At 70.6% G+C, this 15,199-nt stretch carries 12 protein-coding genes; 8 read left to right on the forward strand and 4 right to left on the reverse strand.

Annotated elements, in window-relative coordinates; genetic code table 11:
* The first annotated feature begins 282 nt into the window (after positions 1-282).
* The 4 genes from ACXKZF_RS05415 (at position 283) to ACXKZF_RS05430 (ending at position 3,396) form a co-directional block, all read left to right on the forward strand.
* Complete coding sequence (locus ACXKZF_RS05415) at positions 283-591, forward strand: helix-turn-helix domain-containing protein (protein ID WP_055957830.1); 309 nt, start codon at positions 283-285, stop codon at positions 589-591.
* Between the two features lie 12 nt (positions 592-603).
* On the forward strand, positions 604-828 hold the full coding sequence (locus ACXKZF_RS05420) for a DUF3046 domain-containing protein (RefSeq protein ID WP_488985621.1): 225 nt from the start codon (positions 604-606) through the stop codon (positions 826-828).
* 559 nt (positions 829-1,387) lie between these two features.
* Positions 1,388-2,449, forward strand: coding sequence for a recombinase RecA (gene recA / locus ACXKZF_RS05425; protein ID WP_314455870.1), 1,062 nt, complete (start codon positions 1,388-1,390; stop codon positions 2,447-2,449).
* Between the two features lie 335 nt (positions 2,450-2,784).
* The gene (locus tag ACXKZF_RS05430) at positions 2,785-3,396 is read left to right on the forward strand and encodes a regulatory protein RecX (protein ID WP_488985622.1); all 612 of its coding nucleotides are present in this window, start codon (positions 2,785-2,787) and stop codon (positions 3,394-3,396) included.
* A 27-nt stretch (positions 3,397-3,423) separates the two neighbouring features.
* Here ACXKZF_RS05430 and ACXKZF_RS05435 read toward each other — a convergent pair whose 3' ends face one another.
* Positions 3,424-6,057: a LuxR C-terminal-related transcriptional regulator gene (locus ACXKZF_RS05435; protein ID WP_488985623.1), complete on the reverse strand. Its 2,634-nt coding sequence runs from the start codon at positions 6,055-6,057 to the stop codon at positions 3,424-3,426.
* 296 nt (positions 6,058-6,353) lie between these two features.
* Here ACXKZF_RS05435 and miaB point away from each other — a divergent pair, with 296 nt between their 5' ends.
* The 3 genes from miaB (at position 6,354) to dapF (ending at position 9,765) form a co-directional block, all read left to right on the forward strand.
* Positions 6,354-7,901, forward strand: a complete 1,548-nt coding sequence (gene miaB, locus ACXKZF_RS05440; RefSeq protein WP_488985624.1) for a tRNA (N6-isopentenyl adenosine(37)-C2)-methylthiotransferase MiaB — start codon at positions 6,354-6,356, stop codon at positions 7,899-7,901.
* Positions 7,898-8,827, forward strand: a complete 930-nt coding sequence (gene miaA / locus ACXKZF_RS05445) for a tRNA (adenosine(37)-N6)-dimethylallyltransferase MiaA (protein ID WP_488985625.1) — start codon at positions 7,898-7,900, stop codon at positions 8,825-8,827. The genes miaB and miaA overlap by 4 nt, the downstream gene beginning before the upstream one ends.
* 83 nt (positions 8,828-8,910) lie before the next feature.
* On the forward strand, positions 8,911-9,765 hold the full coding sequence (gene dapF, locus ACXKZF_RS05450; protein ID WP_488985626.1) for a diaminopimelate epimerase: 855 nt from the start codon (positions 8,911-8,913) through the stop codon (positions 9,763-9,765).
* A 127-nt stretch (positions 9,766-9,892) separates the two neighbouring features.
* Here dapF and ACXKZF_RS05455 read toward each other — a convergent pair whose 3' ends face one another.
* On the reverse strand, positions 9,893-10,537 hold the full coding sequence (locus tag ACXKZF_RS05455; RefSeq protein ID WP_243222556.1) for a class I SAM-dependent methyltransferase: 645 nt from the start codon (positions 10,535-10,537) through the stop codon (positions 9,893-9,895).
* Positions 10,538-10,636: 99 nt separating this feature from the next.
* On the opposite strand from ACXKZF_RS05455, the gene hflX reads away from it, so the two are divergent.
* On the forward strand, positions 10,637-12,154 hold the full coding sequence (hflX, locus tag ACXKZF_RS05460; protein WP_055957801.1) for a GTPase HflX: 1,518 nt from the start codon (positions 10,637-10,639) through the stop codon (positions 12,152-12,154).
* Between the two features lie 149 nt (positions 12,155-12,303).
* On the opposite strand, the gene ACXKZF_RS05465 is transcribed toward hflX, so the two are convergent.
* Together ACXKZF_RS05465 and lexA are read right to left on the reverse strand one after the other, a co-directional pair.
* A complete protein-coding gene (locus tag ACXKZF_RS05465; RefSeq protein ID WP_488985627.1) occupies positions 12,304-14,196 on the reverse strand; it encodes a S9 family peptidase in 1,893 nt (630 codons plus the stop codon).
* Positions 14,197-14,372: 176 nt separating this feature from the next.
* The gene (gene lexA / locus ACXKZF_RS05470; protein WP_243222558.1) at positions 14,373-15,059 is read right to left on the reverse strand and encodes a transcriptional repressor LexA; all 687 of its coding nucleotides are present in this window, start codon (positions 15,057-15,059) and stop codon (positions 14,373-14,375) included.
* Positions 15,060-15,199: the final 140 nt, after the last annotated feature.

The following is a 15,199-nucleotide window of genomic DNA, read 5'->3' on the forward strand; positions in this document are numbered from 1 at the left end:
CGCGGTCGCTGCGCGGTGACGCGATGCGCCTTGGCCGCGCTGTGATGCGGTGGCGACGCGGTGATGCGATGCGCGTCGGCCGCGCTGTGATGCGGTGGCGACGCGGTGATCCGGGGCCGACATCTCGCCGAGACGGATCGCGGGAACAAATGATCGCACATCCTGGTTTCGTCCAGCGATTCCCATCCGGTGCACAGCGCGCGGCATTAGGGTGACCACAGACGGTGTTTCACAGTTGTCCACTCGGGCAACGACGGAATCAGCAGTGAGGAGGGCCCCCAAATGATCCTGGTTCGTCAAGAGATCGGCGAAGTCCTGCGTGACCTCCGCCAGCAGAAGGGGCGCACCCTCCGCCAGGTGGCCAGCCGCGCGAGCGTGGCCCTCGGCTACCTCAGCGAGGTCGAGCGCGGTCAGAAAGAGGCGTCCAGCGAGATCCTCGCCTCCGTGGCCGAGGCCCTCGACGTTCCGATCTCGACCATCATGCGACAGGTCGGCGATCGCCTTTCGGTGCTCGAGGGCCTGCAGACCTTCCCCGACGTGGTGCCCGATGAGCTCGTCGCGTCGGTCGAGCCCGAGCTGTCGCTGCGCTGATCCGTCTCGAGCATGCGTCGTAGTGAATTCGAGCGCGCCGTCGCCGACGAATTCGGCGTGCGCGGCGGGTCGCTGTTGAGCGATCTGGTCCTCTCCGCCGTGGGCGGTCGGACCAGTATTGACGCCCTGGCGGCGGGCGTCGATCCGCGCGAGGTCTGGTTGGCGCTCTGCGAAGAGACCGACGTGCCCGACGATCGCCGATACGGCGTCGGCCGGCTGGAGCCGCGTCGTTCCTGATCGATTCGTAGCGTCCGACAACCACCGAGCTGCTGCAGGCCGTGGAGGGTGAACCCGCGGCGCGAGGTCTCGCGCGGCGGTGCGTCCGGGAGGCTTCGAGCGGCAGCGGGTGCGCGAGTCACGTGATCGCCGTGCGGGGCGCGCCGGTGGCATGAACAGTGGAGCCGCGGCGGTGTACCCGTCGGCCGGCTGCGGTGTCGTGGTGCCCGTCGGCTGACGCCGCAGCGGGCGTTCGTAGCGCGATGTCTGTCGTCGGTGTGCACTCGCGTGCACGCGCGTCGGACTCGGGATGTCAGCCGTCGCAGCCGGGCCCGGAACATTCGTACATAATTTCCCGGCGTGTCCTCGAAACTACGTTCGAGCCAGGCGTAGGCTCCTTCACAGCAGGGAAAGTGGCGTGTTCGTCCCCAGACAGGCGGCGTTCCGACACCAATGTCGGAGGCCCTCCCTAACGTGGAGAACGTCGAACGACACCTGAACGCCTTGTCGGACTGACCCACCGTCGGTGGGAGGCACGACAGCCTATAGGCGACCGGAACGCGAGCAGAAAGAAGATGTCATGCCCTCACCCGCAGAGCGCGAGAAGGCCCTCGAGTCGGCCCTCGCCCAGATCGACCGTCAATTCGGAAAAGGCTCGGTCATGCGACTGGGCAGCGACGAGCGCGCCCCGATCGAGACCATCCCCACCGGATCCATCGCCCTCGACGCCGCGCTGGGGATCGGCGGGCTTCCGCGCGGTCGCATCATCGAGATCTACGGGCCGGAGTCGTCGGGTAAGACGACCTTGACCCTGCACGCCATCGCCAATGCGCAGCGCGCCGGCGGCATCGCGGCGTTCATCGATGCCGAGCACGCACTCGACCCCGAGTACGCCAAGAAGCTCGGCGTCGACATCGATGCCCTCCTCGTGTCGCAGCCCGACACCGGCGAGCAGGCGCTCGAGATCGCCGACATGCTGATTCGTTCGGGCGCCATCGACCTCGTCGTCATCGACTCCGTCGCGGCGCTCGTTCCCGAGGCCGAGATCAAGGGCGAGATGGGTGACTCCCACGTCGGTCTGCAGGCCCGCCTCATGTCGCAAGCCCTCCGCAAGCTCACCGGCGGTCTGAGCAACACCAAGACGACGGCGATCTTCATCAACCAGCTCCGCGAGAAGATCGGCGTGTTCTTCGGCTCGCCCGAGACCACCGCCGGCGGAAAGGCGCTCAAGTTCTATGCGTCGGTCCGTCTCGACATCCGCCGTATCGAGACTCTGAAGGACGGCACCGAGGCAGTGGGCAACCGTACCCGCGTCAAGGTCGTCAAGAACAAGATGGCCCCGCCCTTCAAGCAGGCCGAATTCGACATCATCTACGGAGTCGGCATTTCCCGAGAAGGCAGCCTGATCGACTTCGGCGTCGAGCACGGCATCGTCAAGAAGTCCGGCGCGTGGTACACCTACGACGGCGAGCAGCTCGGCCAGGGCAAAGAGAACGCCCGCAACTTCCTCATCAAGAACCCTGACATCGCCTCCGAGATCGAGACGAAGATCAAGACCAAGCTGGGCATCGGCGTGGCTCCCGTTGCTGCTGTCGAGGCCGCTCCCGCGGACGACGAGCTGGCTGCACGTCGCCCGGCGTGATGACAGACGACGGTGACGGTTCGGGTCGTCGCCCGTTCTACGGAGCGGGCGACGACCAGGGGACCAACGGAGCGCGTGACGTCCACGGGACCGGCGGAGCGTCGGGTGGACCCGATCAACGCGGGCGGACTCTTCGTGGTCTGCCACGTACGGCCGATGATGCCCTCGCGCCGGTCATCCCCCTCTTCGGTTCCCGGGAGCGGTCGTCCTCCGCGCACCCATCGCTCGGGCGGCAAGCCGGTGATGCGTCCGCAGACGTCGCCGATGCCTCGGGCGGGCAGGTCGCGAGGCGTCCTCGCCTGCGGCCCCTCCGAGATCTCGGAGGGGCAGACGACGTGACCGGGCACAGCGCTGCGCCGGCAGAGTCGGATCCTCCGCACGGCGATGCGCGAGCCGGCGGCGACGCTGTCACTGCGGCGGACGAGATACGTCAGCACGCCGAGGCCGTGCTCCTGCGCAAGCTGCGGTCGAGGTCGTTGTCGCTCTCCGAAGCCCGAGGGGTGGTGCGTGGCACGGAGGGTGCCGACGACGTCCTGGCGGACGAGATCGTCGACCACTTCGTGGACCTCGGTTATCTCGATGACACGACGTTCGCCGAGCAACTGGCGATGTCGGCCGTCGAGAAGCGGGGAGAGGGTCGCCGCGCTGTGGCCGAGACGCTGCGCAAGCGCGGCATCCCGCGAGACGTCGCGGAGGCGGCACTCGCTGCGCTGCCCGATGACGACGCCGAGCGTGCACTCGAGTTCGCCCGGTCGAAGGTGCGCGCGGTCGAAGGCGTGGAGTACGAAGCGGCGCTCCGCCGCCTGGCAGGACAACTGGGCCGTCGCGGTTATCCCTCTTCGGTCGCTCTGACAGCATCCCGGTCCGCTCTGGCGGAGGCCGGCATCGGCCGGTCGCGTCCATTCGCCCGTCCTGCCTCAGGCGTGCGGTTCACCCCCGACGAGTGAGGTGTGTCGCCGCCCCGGCGGGCGGCTTCACTCCCGACGAGTGAGGTGTGTCGCCGCCCCGGCGGGCGGCTTCACTCCCGACGAGTGAGGTGTGTCGCCGCCCCGGCGAGCGGCTTCACTCCCGACGAGTGAGGTGTGCTGTCGTCCCGGCGGGCGGGGGAGCGCCGTCGTCCGCTCGGCAGCGGGGGACCCGACGTGCTTGTCGCCGCCCTCGTCAGCGGCGGCCGTCGGCTGCGTCGTCGTCCGCTTCCGCTCGGCCTCAGCGGCCACCATGCGCCCCAACTCCCTGCGGGAGGCGGCACCCACCTTGGCGCGCGCCTGATAGATGTGCGACTCCACCGTCCGCACCGACAGGAACAGCCGCGTCGCGATCTCGCGGTTCGTGAGCCCCTCGTCGGCCATCAACGCGATCTCGTGCTCGCGCGCGGTCAGTTCGGCCGTCGCGGCGTCGATCCCCGGAGGGCGGGGGAAATCGATCACGGCGTCGGGTTGTTGTCGGCGCACGTCACGCGTCGACCACAGCGCATGCAGGCGGAGTTCGTCGACCGGGAGTTCCTCCTCGACGGTCGATCGCGCCGACGCGCGACGGACCGCTTCGGCCGCGAGAGGCAGGTCGGTCGTCGCGGCGAGTTGAACGAGCTCGTCGACCTCGTCCTCGCCCGCGGCCCCCAAAGCGGTCAGTCGGAACAGGTCGCGGATGCGCAGGGCCGCCGCGGAGCGTCCTCGTGTCAGCTCCGCCGCACCGCGCGCTGCGACGCGGGCGGCGTCGTGGCGTCCCTCTGCCGCGAGGATGGTCGTCTGCACGTAAAGGCTGCTCCGACGCAGCAGGGGGATGCCGCGGTCGTCCAGACGCATGACGATCGCGCGAGCGTCGTCGAACCTGCCGGCCAAGGCGAGTTCCTCCGCGACGCTCAGTTCGATCATCGTCGTATCGAGATCGGCGACGGCCGACGGCGTGCGCGACATCGCCGACGCCAACTCACGGCGTGACTCGACGGCCCGCCCTGCTCCGGCGAAAGCGATCGCGGCCGCCGCGCCCGCCAGGCTCAGCTCCGCCCCGTCGCCCTCACGCGCGGTCCTCGCCAGCTCGCGTTCGAGGCGGGCGTGCACGACGGCTCCGTCGGCTCCGGCGATCTGGTGACCCGCCAGCATCGAGATGAGAGCCGTGAGCCGGTCGCGTGCAAGGAGCCCGTCGTCGATGTATCGCGCGTCGAGCATGCGCTCCGCAGCGCGATAGCAAGCTCGCGCGCGCCGCCAGCAGCCGGCGATGGCCTCGGCCGTGCCCGCCGCCACGAGGGCGCGCAGGCGTGCCGCCGGTGCCGCCGACACCTCCGCCGCGGCACGTCCCGCGGCCTCGGCAGCGGCGGTCCACTCCAGTCGCGCTCCTGCGCGCGATGCTTGTGCGAGCAGATCATCGACGCGGGAGTCCGCGAGAGCCCGGTCGTGAGAGGTTTCTCCACGCCAGTCGTGCCCTTCATCCGAGACGTCGCCCCGGGTCATCCGACGGCGCATCTCGATGTCACCACCGTCGTCGGTCTCGCCCACGCCGACCGGGACGCGAGCGCGGGCGGCGAGCTCGGCTTCGAGTCGAAGCGCCGGGACGTCCGCCGACCTCAGCCCCCGCGCCGCGTATGCGGCGGCGTGTGCGGCGTCGCCGCGATCATTCGCCTCGCGCGCGGCATCCAGGGCGATGCGCGCCCGGACCGCCGGGGGATGAGCGGCCTCGCCCGAGAGCTCCGGCCCGAGACGATGCCAGCGCTGCGCGACCGTGACGGCGACGGCGAAACTCCACCACTCGTCGGACTCCGCGAGCATCCGTCGACCCGCAGCATCGACGATGGCGTCGACTCGGGAGACGCCCAGACGGCGTTGCGCCTCCTGAGCGATCAGGTCGTTCGCGGTGAGGCGACGCTCGGGTGAGGGGTCCGCGTGAAGGAGTCCGCGCGCCACGAGCGCGTGGAGGCTGTCGACCTCGAAGAACCGGGTTGCCACGGCCGTCTCGAGGTGAGCGAGACGGCGGATGCCGGCAAGGCTCTCGAGATCCGCTGTGGGCATCTCGGACACATGCCGTTCGAGCGCGACGGCGAGTCGACTGTGAGGGGCGATCGTGCGGAACGCCTCCAGCGGATCGCGACCGGCCCGCGCGTCGGCGATGGCGTGCAGGACGAGACGTCGCAAAAGTGCCCTCGAGCGGTCTGCGCGCCACACGAGCGCCGCGCGTGTGGGGCTGTCGAGGAGTCGCGCGTCGGGGAAGACGTCGATGAGTCGGAACGCCTCCTCGTCGTCCAGCTCGGTGAGATCGACGCGTCGCGCCAGTCCCTCGACCCAGAGGTCCCTCAGGCCGCGACGCGCGCCCGCATCGTCGGGCGCCTCGACATCCCGGGGGCGGGCGGTGCGATGAGCGAGAACCGCGGTCAGTCTCCGAGCTGCCACGGACCGAGCGATCGCCCGTGCCGAGTCCGCGTCGAGCAGCTCGATGTCGTCGACGATGAGCACGCCGTCCATGACCGTGTGGTCGTCGGAGGGTGTCCGCAGCATCCCGAGCGCGGGGTCGGCGGCGGCGTCGACCGCGCCGAACGGCTGCTGCGAGAGAGCCGATGCGGTGTGCAGGACGATGGCTCTACCCCCGAGTCGCGCGATCTCCGCGGAGATCCCGCGCAAGAGATGGCTTCGGCCGCTTCCGCCGGGACCCGCCACGACCAGTGAGGCCCCATCCAGGACGCGCGCCGCCCACGCCCCTGCATCCCGATCCGCGCCGATCGCTTCCACCGAGCGCAGCTTCCTCCGGTCGCTGTTCATGCTCCCCCCTGGCACCCGTCGGTAAACGCTAGCGCCACGGATGCGCGGGGGACGTCCAGCGCACGCACGCTTCTGCCCGGATCGCGCCACAGGAGGCCCGGGCAGAGACCTGGCGATCTGCGCGGCTCCGGAGTGGGCCGCTTAGACTTGCACGCATCATGACCACCCCCGTTTCCTCCCCGACGCTGATCGAGCCGTCCTCCGCAGCCCAGGGCGCGCAGGGCCCGCGCACGTACGAAGTCCGCACCTTCGGATGCCAGATGAACGTGCACGATTCCGAGCGTCTTTCCGGCTCACTGGAGAGCGCGGGATACGTGCGCGCCGATGCCGGGGTCGAGGCCGACGTCGTCGTCATCAACACGTGCGCCGTCCGCGACAACGCGGCGGGCAAGCTGTACGGCACCCTCGGTCACCTGAAATCGAGAAAAGACGCGCACGCGGGCATGCAGATCGCCGTCGGCGGATGTCTCGCCCAGATGGACAAGGATGCCGTGCAGCAGAAGGCCCCGTGGGTCGACGTCGTCTTCGGCACGCACAACATGGGGTCGCTGCCCGGCATGCTCGAACGCGCGCGGCACAACGGCGAGGCCGAGCTCGAGATCCTCGAGTCGCTGGAGATCTTCCCCTCCACCCTCCCGACCAAGCGCGATTCGATCCACAGCGGCTGGGTCTCGATCTCGGTGGGGTGCAACAACACCTGCACGTTCTGCATCGTGCCGAGCCTGCGCGGCAAAGAGAAAGATCGCCGCCCGGGCGACATCCTCAACGAGATCCGGCTGCTCGTCGACGACGGCGCGATCGAGGTCACGCTGCTAGGCCAGAACGTGAATTCGTACGGCGTCGAATTCGGTGACCGTCTCGCGTTCGGCAAGCTGCTGCGCGCCGCCGGTGAGATCGAGGGTCTCGAGCGCATCCGGTTCACGAGTCCTCACCCCGCAGCCTTCACCGACGACGTCATCGCCGCGATGGCGGAGACCCCGTCCGTCATGCCGCAGCTGCACATGCCGTTGCAGTCCGGCTCCGACCGCATTCTCAAGGCGATGCGCCGGTCGTACCGGAGCGAGAAGTTCCTCGGCATCCTGGACCGTGTGCGCGAGCGCATCCCCTACGCGGCGATCACGACCGACATCATCGTCGGCTTCCCCGGCGAGACCGAGGAGGACTTCCAGGAGACCCTGCGCGTGGTGGAAGCCTCTCGCTTTTCAAGCGCCTTCACCTTCCAGTACTCCATCCGCGAGGGCACGCCGGCGGCGACGATGGCCGACCAGGTGCCGAAGGCCGTCGTGCAGGAACGCTACGAGCGGCTCACCGCCCTGCAGGACCGGATCGCCGCAGAAGAGAACCGCAAGCAGCTCGGTCGCACCCTCGAGATCCTCATCTCCGCCGGCGAGGGCAAGAAGGACTCCGAGACCCACCGCCTCACCGGCCGCGCCGAAGACAACCGGCTCGTGCACGTCGAGGTGCCCGCCGGCTCACCCGTGCCACGACCCGGCGACGTGGTCTCCGCGACGGTCACGCACGCGGCACCCTTCCATCTGCTCGCCGACTCGCCCGACGGCGCGCCCCTGCGGATCCGTCGCACGCGCGCGGGAGACGCCTGGGACCGCTCGCAGGCCGAGTCGTGCGGCGTGCCCGCGCCCGCCGGCGAGAGTGACGTGCCGCGCGCAGTATCGCTGGGTCTTCCCACCCTCCGCGTCGGCGTGTGACCGCGCCGGTCCTCTGGGCGGTCGTCGGTGCGACGGGGACCGGCAAGACCGGCCTCTCGCTCGACCTCGCCGACGCCCTGGCCGCCCGCGGACGCCGCGCCGAGATCGTCAACGCCGATGCGATGCAGCTGTACCGCGGTATGGACATCGGCACCGCCAAGATCCCGCTCGCCGAGCGCCGTGGCATCCCGCACCACCTCTTCGATGCGCTCGCCGTGACCGATGAGGCCGCGGTCGCCTGGTACCAGGATGCCGCCCGCACGGTCATCGGCGACATCCACGACCGTGGTGCGGACGCCATCCTCGTCGGGGGGTCGGGCCTGTACGTCTCGAGCGTGCTGTGGGACTTCCGCTTCCCCCCGCGCGACGAGGCGCTGCGCGCACGGCTGGAGGCGGAGCTGGAGGCCGCGGGGGCGGGTGCACTGTACGCGCGACTGCGCGCGGCCGACCCGGCCGCGGCCGGTCGCATCGACCCACGCAACGGACGCCGTGTGGTGCGGGCCCTGGAGGTTCTGGCGCAGGGCGGCGAGACGCACGGCGGTGCGCTTCCGGATGCGCCGGAGTTCTGGCATCCGCACACGCGCATCGTCGCCACCGCGATCGATCGAGACGAGCTGGTGCCGATGCTCGACGCACGTGTCGAGCGCATGTGGGAGCAGGGCCTCGTCGACGAGGTGCGGGCGTTGCGCGCGGAAGGCCTCGAGCGGGGCGTGACCGCCGGGCGGGCGATCGGCTACGCGCAGGCCCTCGGGCAGCTCCGCGGCGAGCTCACGCGCGAGGACGCCGTCGCCGAGACCCAGGCGCTCACCCGTCGCTATGCGCGCCGCCAGGTGTCGTGGTTCCGGCGTTACGCCCGAGCCGCGTGGGTCGACGCGCGCCGCGTGAGCGCTGAGAGCCTGGTATCCGACACGGGGGAGCGCGAGTGACGGGTGGGCGGGAGGGGTCTTCGTCGGTCGCTGCGGGACGACTGATCGCCGGGTGGGTGCAGCTCGCTCCGTAGACTGGACGCATGGCGACTCTCCCGTTCACCAAGGGCCACGGCACCGGCAACGACTTCGTGGTGGTGGCCGATCCCGACGGCGAACTCGACCTCTCCGACGCGCAGGTCGCGGTGCTGTGCGACCGTCACTTCGGCATCGGCGCCGACGGATTGCTGCGGGTCGTCCGCACGACGGCGATCGTCGAGGGCGCGGATGCCGCGGCATCCGGCGCCGAGTGGTTCATGGACTACCGCAACGCCGACGGGTCGATCGCCGAGATGTGCGGCAACGGCACCCGCGTCTTCGCGCGCTATCTCACCGACACCGGCCTCGCGTCCATCGACGAGGGCTTACGCATCGGCACCCGCGCAGGGGTCAAGACGCTCACGCGCAGCGACCGCGGTTTCGAGGTCGACCTCGGGGCCTTCGAGGTGGATGCCGAGGAGACCCTCGTCCGTGCGAAGGGACTGTCGGTGGCACGCCCGGGCGTCGGCATCGACGTGGGCAACCCGCACGTGGTCGTCGCCCTGTCGTCCGACGCCGAACTCGACGGTCTCGATCTCGCGTATCAGCCCGTTCTCGATCCCGCTCCGCGGCACGGCGCGAACGTCGAGTTCGTCGTACCGGCCGATCCGCTCGTGCGCGACGGCGTCGGTGCGATCCGCCTGCGGGTGTTCGAACGCGGTGTCGGCGAGACGCTGAGTTGCGGCACCGGCGTGGCTGCGGCCGCGCTCGCCGTGCGGCACTGGGCGGGCCCGGCAGCCCCCGACCACTGGGTGGTCGACACCCCGGGCGGCACCCTGGGTGTGCGCGTGTCCAGCGGGCGGGTGTTCCTCTCGGGTCCCGCGTCCCTGGTCTTCACCGGCGAGGTCGCGCTCGCCTGAGGGGCGGGCAGGCGGCTCGAGACGACACGACCGGCGCGAGCGCACGCGGACGTCGCCGTCTCGATCGAGTGACCTCGCGCGGTCCGTGTGCTCTCGGCATCCGTCGGTGCGACGCGGCGTGCGCGGCTCAGGCGACGATGTCGATGGGCTCGCTCGGCGGCGAGCCGTGGCGGCGTACCCGGATGACTCGGAACCCTCGGCCGGTCGCGGCCCGCTGCACGCTGTAGCCGTCGACGAAGGTGGCGGCGAGCCAGCGCTGCAGGGAGTCCGAACCCAGGTTGCGCTGCACGACGAACCACCCGTCCGAACGCTCCGACATGCGGGGGATCCACTGCTGCAGCATGCCGTGCAACTCGTTCTTGCCCACGCGGATCGGCGGGTTCGAGCGAATGGATCGGAACGAGACCTCGTCGGGAACATCTTCGGGACGCACCGCGTTGATGTTGGTGAGGCCGAGGGACTGTGCGTTGCGCCTCACGAGATCGAGAGCACGCTCGTTGACGTCGACCGCCCACACGGTCGCGTGCGGTGAGGCGAGCGCCAGCGACAGCGAGATCGGACCCCACCCGCACCCCAGGTCGAGGAAGTGCCCGCCGGCGGGAGGGGGCGGGGTGTTGGCGAGCAGCACCGAGGTGCCGGCATCCACGTGATCGGGACTGAAGACGCCGCCCGCCGTGACCACCTCGAGTTCTCGACCGGCGAGCGTCACGCGGATGCGACGGAGCTGCTCGGGACTCGACGGCGACGCGCTGAAGTAGTGCTCGCTCCCCATCACGACAGGATATCCGACCGGCCCCTCGGGCGTCGGGGCGGATAAAGTGCCAGAACACCGAGATCACCGCCGCGGCATGCTCGCGGCCGAAAGGAACACATGACCGAACAGACCACACCCCCGAGCATCGACGCGTCGCCGGTCGACCCGGTGGACCGCGTGCTCTCGCGCGCCGAAGCGCACCGCGGGGTCCGGGTCTTCGGTGCAGCGCAGGCGCTCCAAGATGCCACCACCGCCTACGGCGGCGACGCCGACGGCGATCAGTGGGACCGCGAGGAGCGCGCCGCGCTCCGCCGCGTCGCCGGACTCTCCACCGAGCTCGAAGACGTCACCGAGGTCGAGTACCGCCAGCTGCGCCTCGAGAACGTCGTCCTGGTCGGCGTGCACCCGCAGGGCGAGCAGGCGGATGCCGAGAACTCGCTGCGCGAGCTGTCGGCGCTGGCCGAGACGGCCGGTGCCGTAGTGCTCGACGGCGTGCTGCAGCGCCGCCCGCATCCGGATCCGGCGACCTACGTCGGTCGGGGTAAGGCGGCGGAGCTGCGCGACATCGTCGCCGCCGTCGGTGCCGACACCGTCATCGCCGATACCGAACTGGCACCCAGCCAGCGCCGTGCGCTCGAAGACGTGGTGAAGGTGAAGGTGATCGACCGCACGACGGTCATCCTCGACATCTTCAGCCAGCACGCGAAGAGCCGCGAGGGCAAGGCCCAGGTCGAGCTCGCCCAGCTGGAGTACCTCCTTCCGCGCCTGCGCGGCTGGGGTGACTCGATGTCGCGTCAGGCCGGTGGACAGGTCGGTGCGGGCGGAGCGGGTATGGGCTCGCGCGGCCCCGGTGAGACGAAGATCGAGCTCGACCGTCGCCGCATCCGTACGAAGATGGCCCTGCTGCGCAAGCAGCTGCGAGACTTCGCCCCCGCCCGTGAGGCGAAACGCGCCGAACGCAAGCGTCACACCATCCCCTCGGTCGCGATCGCCGGCTACACCAACGCCGGGAAGTCGAGTCTGCTGAACCGGCTCACCAGTGCCGGTGTGCTGGTCGAGAACGCCCTGTTCGCGACCCTGGATGCCACGGTCCGGCGTTCGGAGACGAGCGACGGTCGCGTCTACACGCTGACCGACACGGTGGGCTTCGTGCGCAACCTTCCGCACCAGCTGGTCGAGGCCTTCCGCTCGACCCTGGAGGAGGTCGGCGACGCCGACGTCATCCTGCACGTCGTCGACGCCTCGCACCCCGACCCGGCCGCGCAGCTGATGACGGTGCGCGATGTGATGGGCGACGTCGATGCGAACTTCGGTCAGGAGATCGTCGTCTTCAACAAGGCCGACCTCGTCACGGATGACGACCGGCTCGTGCTGCGCGGACTCGCGCCGAAGGCGAAGTTCGTGTCCTCGCGCACCGGTGAGGGTATCGAGGAGCTGCGCGCCGCGATCGAAGAGGCGCTGCCGTTGCCGGCGGTCGAGGTGCAGGCGGTCGTTCCGTACGACCGCGGCGACCTGGTGTCGGCCGTCCATGAGAGCGGACTGATCCTGGCGCAGGAGCACCGCGAGACCGGAACGTTCCTGCACGCCCACGTGGGCGCCCGCCTCGCGGCGGAGTTAGAGCCGTTCGCGGCCTGATGGGCGACGAAGAACCCCGCCGACGAGTGTTCGGCGGGGTTCTTCGTGGTCGTGTGCGGCTGCCGATCGGCGGTTTCGTCGCACGGTGAGCGACGGCACGGCCCGGCGGAGACCGCTTCACCGGGCCGCCCTCCCGCGGTCGGGGGAGATCACTCGAGCTCGAGGCTCGGCACCCCCGGGGTCTCGAAGCCGAACACCGCACCCAGGAATCCGAGTTCGCGACGGAGCGAGTCGATGACCGTCTCGGCGCGGCGGAAACCGTGGCCCTCGCCCTCGTACAGCACATAGGCGTGGGGGACCCCGTGGGCGGAGAGCGCGTCTCGGATCGCCTCGGCCTGCGACGGCGGCACGACCCGGTCTTCCGTGCCCTGCAGGATCAGCAGGGGCACGCGGAACCGTTCGGGACGACTGAGCGGCGACCGCTCGATGTACACCGGTTCCGCCTCGGGCAGCGGCCCGATGAGACCGTCGAGATATCGCGCCTCGAAGTCGTGGGTGTCTTCGGCCAGGGCGCGGGCGTCGCCGACGCCGTAGCGGGAGATGCCCGCCGAGAAGACGTCGGTGCGGGTGACGGCGGCGAGTACGGTCCATCCGCCCGCGGAGCCGCCCGCGATGGCGAGACGCCCGGGATCGGCGAGACCCGCCGCGGCGAGGGCGGATGCCGCTGCGGCCACGTCATCGACGTCGACCACGCCCCACTGGCCCTTCAGCCTCTCGCGGTAGGCGCGCCCGTATCCGGTGGAGCCCCCGTAGTTGACGTCGAGCACGCCGATGCCGCGACTGGTGAAGAACGCCGTCTTCGCGGACGGCGCGGGGCCGACATGGGAGGTCGGGCCACCGTGCACGAGCACGACGTAGGGCGGACGCTCGCCCGCGGGTGCCGTGACGGCGGGATGCGTGGGTGCGTACGCGAAGGCGTGCACCGGGCCGTGCGGCCCCTCCGTCTCGAGGGCGCGCGCCGACGGCATCCACTCGTCTCCCCATGAGCCGGAGCCCCCTGTCACGAGGTCGACGACGCCGGACTCCAGGTCGACCAGCCACAGGCCGGAACGGCCCACGGCGTCGGCGCCCGAGATCAGCACCCGATTGCCTCGCGCATCGTCGACCGCTGCGCCGGCCACGACGGGGACAGCGAGCGGCCGGACGCCCGACGGCGCGATCTCGACGATCTCGTCGGCACCGTCCGTTCGCACGGCGACGATGCGGCCGTCTGCCGCCGCACCGAACCATCTCGTGCCCAGTACCCACAGCCCACCGCCGGTGTCGGCGTCCGCCGGCGCGACGGGCTGCGCGTCGCCGTCGAGGGGACGGCGGAAGAGGTTCCACCGGCCGCCCGGATCGTCGGCGTACAGCAGTTCGTCGTCGGCGAGCCAGACGGGTTGCAGGGGGGCGCGTTCGTCGCCACCCGCGAGGTCGTGCACCTCTCCTGATGCGAGGTCGGCGACGCGAAGGATCGTGGCGTCCCAGGGCATGTCGGGGTGGTTCCACGCGATCCACGCGAGTCGGGTGCCGTCGGGGCTGAGGGCGGGCTGCGCGAGGAAGTCGCTGCCCTCGGCGAGCACGTCGACGGCTCCGGAACCGTCGGTGGCGATGCGGACGATGGCGCGCGTCGGGACGCGCTCGGCGCCGTGCGTCTCGCGCACGGCCAGGAGGGTGCCGTGCTCGAACAGCAGGCCGCCGTGGCGCACGGTGTCGTCGGACGGGGTGAGGGCTCGCGCCCCGCCCCCCGGCCGCAGGGCGTAGACCCGCTGGTCGGTCTTCTCGACGTAGTAGAGCTCGCCCTCGTCGGACGCGGTCCAAGCGCCGCCACCGTACTCGTGGACCGCGGAACGGGCATTGGCGGGAGCGGGGAGGACGGTCTCGACGGAACCGTCGGCGCGGCGACGCTTCACCGCGACCCGCCCGGCCTCGGTGGGGACGGACTCACCCCACCACACCTCGTCGCTCACCATTCGCGCACCGTCTACGCGCGGGGTCGACTGCGCCACCGACTCGGGGGTGATCGGCGAGGGCCAGGAACCGTAGGGGAGGGTGTCTGCCATGGCTCCCACCCTACGGACCACCTCCGACACGCGGCACGGGCGACGTCTGAGGCCGTTCTCTGCGCGAGCGGTCATGCCGACTGCGCCGCGTGTCCACCCCGTTTCGCGCCATGGAGAACGTCCGAACACCTGACGGCGACCCTCTCTTCGGGTGTCGCCGCGAGTGGACGATGGCGTCACACCGCGCGCAGCACCGCCACGACACGACCGAGCAGGACGGCCTCGTCTCCGAGGATGGGTTCGAAGGCGGTGTTGCGGGGCAGGAGCCAGGTGTGGCCGTCGCGGCGACGGAACGTCTTCACCGTGGCCTCGCCGTCGAGCATCGCGGCGACGATCTCGCCGTTCTCGGCGTTCGCCTGCGACCGCACGACCACCCAGTCGCCGTCGCAGATCGCCGCGTCGATCATCGATTCGCCCGAGACCTTGAGCATGAACAACTCGCCCTTGCCGACGAGCTGGCGGGGGAGGGGGAAGATCTCCTCCACCTGCTGGTCGGCGGTGATGGGCACGCCCGCCGCGATCCGGCCCACCAGCGGCACGAGGGCGGCGTCGCCCACCGAGGGTGCGGTGTCAGCCGGGTTCTCGGCGGCGGTGCCGGGCAGGTCGATCAGCACCTCCATGGCGCGGGTCTTGCCCGGGTCGCGGCGCAGGTAGCCGCTGAGCTCGAGCTGGTTCAGCTGGTGGGTGACGCTCGACAGCGATTTCAGGCCGACCGCGTCGCCGATCTCGCGCATGCTCGGCGGATAGCCGTGCCGCGCGATCGAACGCTGGATGACCTCGAGGATCGCGAGCTGCTTGTCGCTGAGGCTCTTGCGCCGACGCGTCTGCGGTCGGTCGCGGCCGGCGGTCGTCGCGTCGGTCATCTGATGCTCCCCTCGCGCCGCGGGAAGGGCGGCGGAAATTCGAATGTCGGAGGTTGGTGATGAGGTCTCCGTGTCGAAACCGTATCCGGTCGGCGAGGCGAATCACACGGAAGCTCACGCGTGTCGCGTTCGATTCGTCT

The organism is Microbacterium sp. ABR10 (assembly GCF_057812175.1).

Coding starts and splice junctions, on each gene's coding strand:
- dapF (WP_488985626.1), top strand. CDS start 8,911: ATGGCGACTCTCCCGTTCACCAAGGGCCACGGCACCGGCAACGACTTC.
- lexA (WP_243222558.1), bottom strand. CDS start 15,059: ATGACCGACGCGACGACCGCCGGCCGCGACCGACCGCAGACGCGTCGG.
- ACXKZF_RS05415 (WP_055957830.1), top strand. CDS start 283: ATGATCCTGGTTCGTCAAGAGATCGGCGAAGTCCTGCGTGACCTCCGC.
- recA (WP_314455870.1), top strand. CDS start 1,388: ATGCCCTCACCCGCAGAGCGCGAGAAGGCCCTCGAGTCGGCCCTCGCC.
- miaB (WP_488985624.1), top strand. CDS start 6,354: ATGACCACCCCCGTTTCCTCCCCGACGCTGATCGAGCCGTCCTCCGCA.
- ACXKZF_RS05455 (WP_243222556.1), bottom strand. CDS start 10,537: ATGGGGAGCGAGCACTACTTCAGCGCGTCGCCGTCGAGTCCCGAGCAG.
- hflX (WP_055957801.1), top strand. CDS start 10,637: ATGACCGAACAGACCACACCCCCGAGCATCGACGCGTCGCCGGTCGAC.
- ACXKZF_RS05420 (WP_488985621.1), top strand. CDS start 604: ATGCGTCGTAGTGAATTCGAGCGCGCCGTCGCCGACGAATTCGGCGTG.
- ACXKZF_RS05465 (WP_488985627.1), bottom strand. CDS start 14,196: ATGGCAGACACCCTCCCCTACGGTTCCTGGCCCTCGCCGATCACCCCC.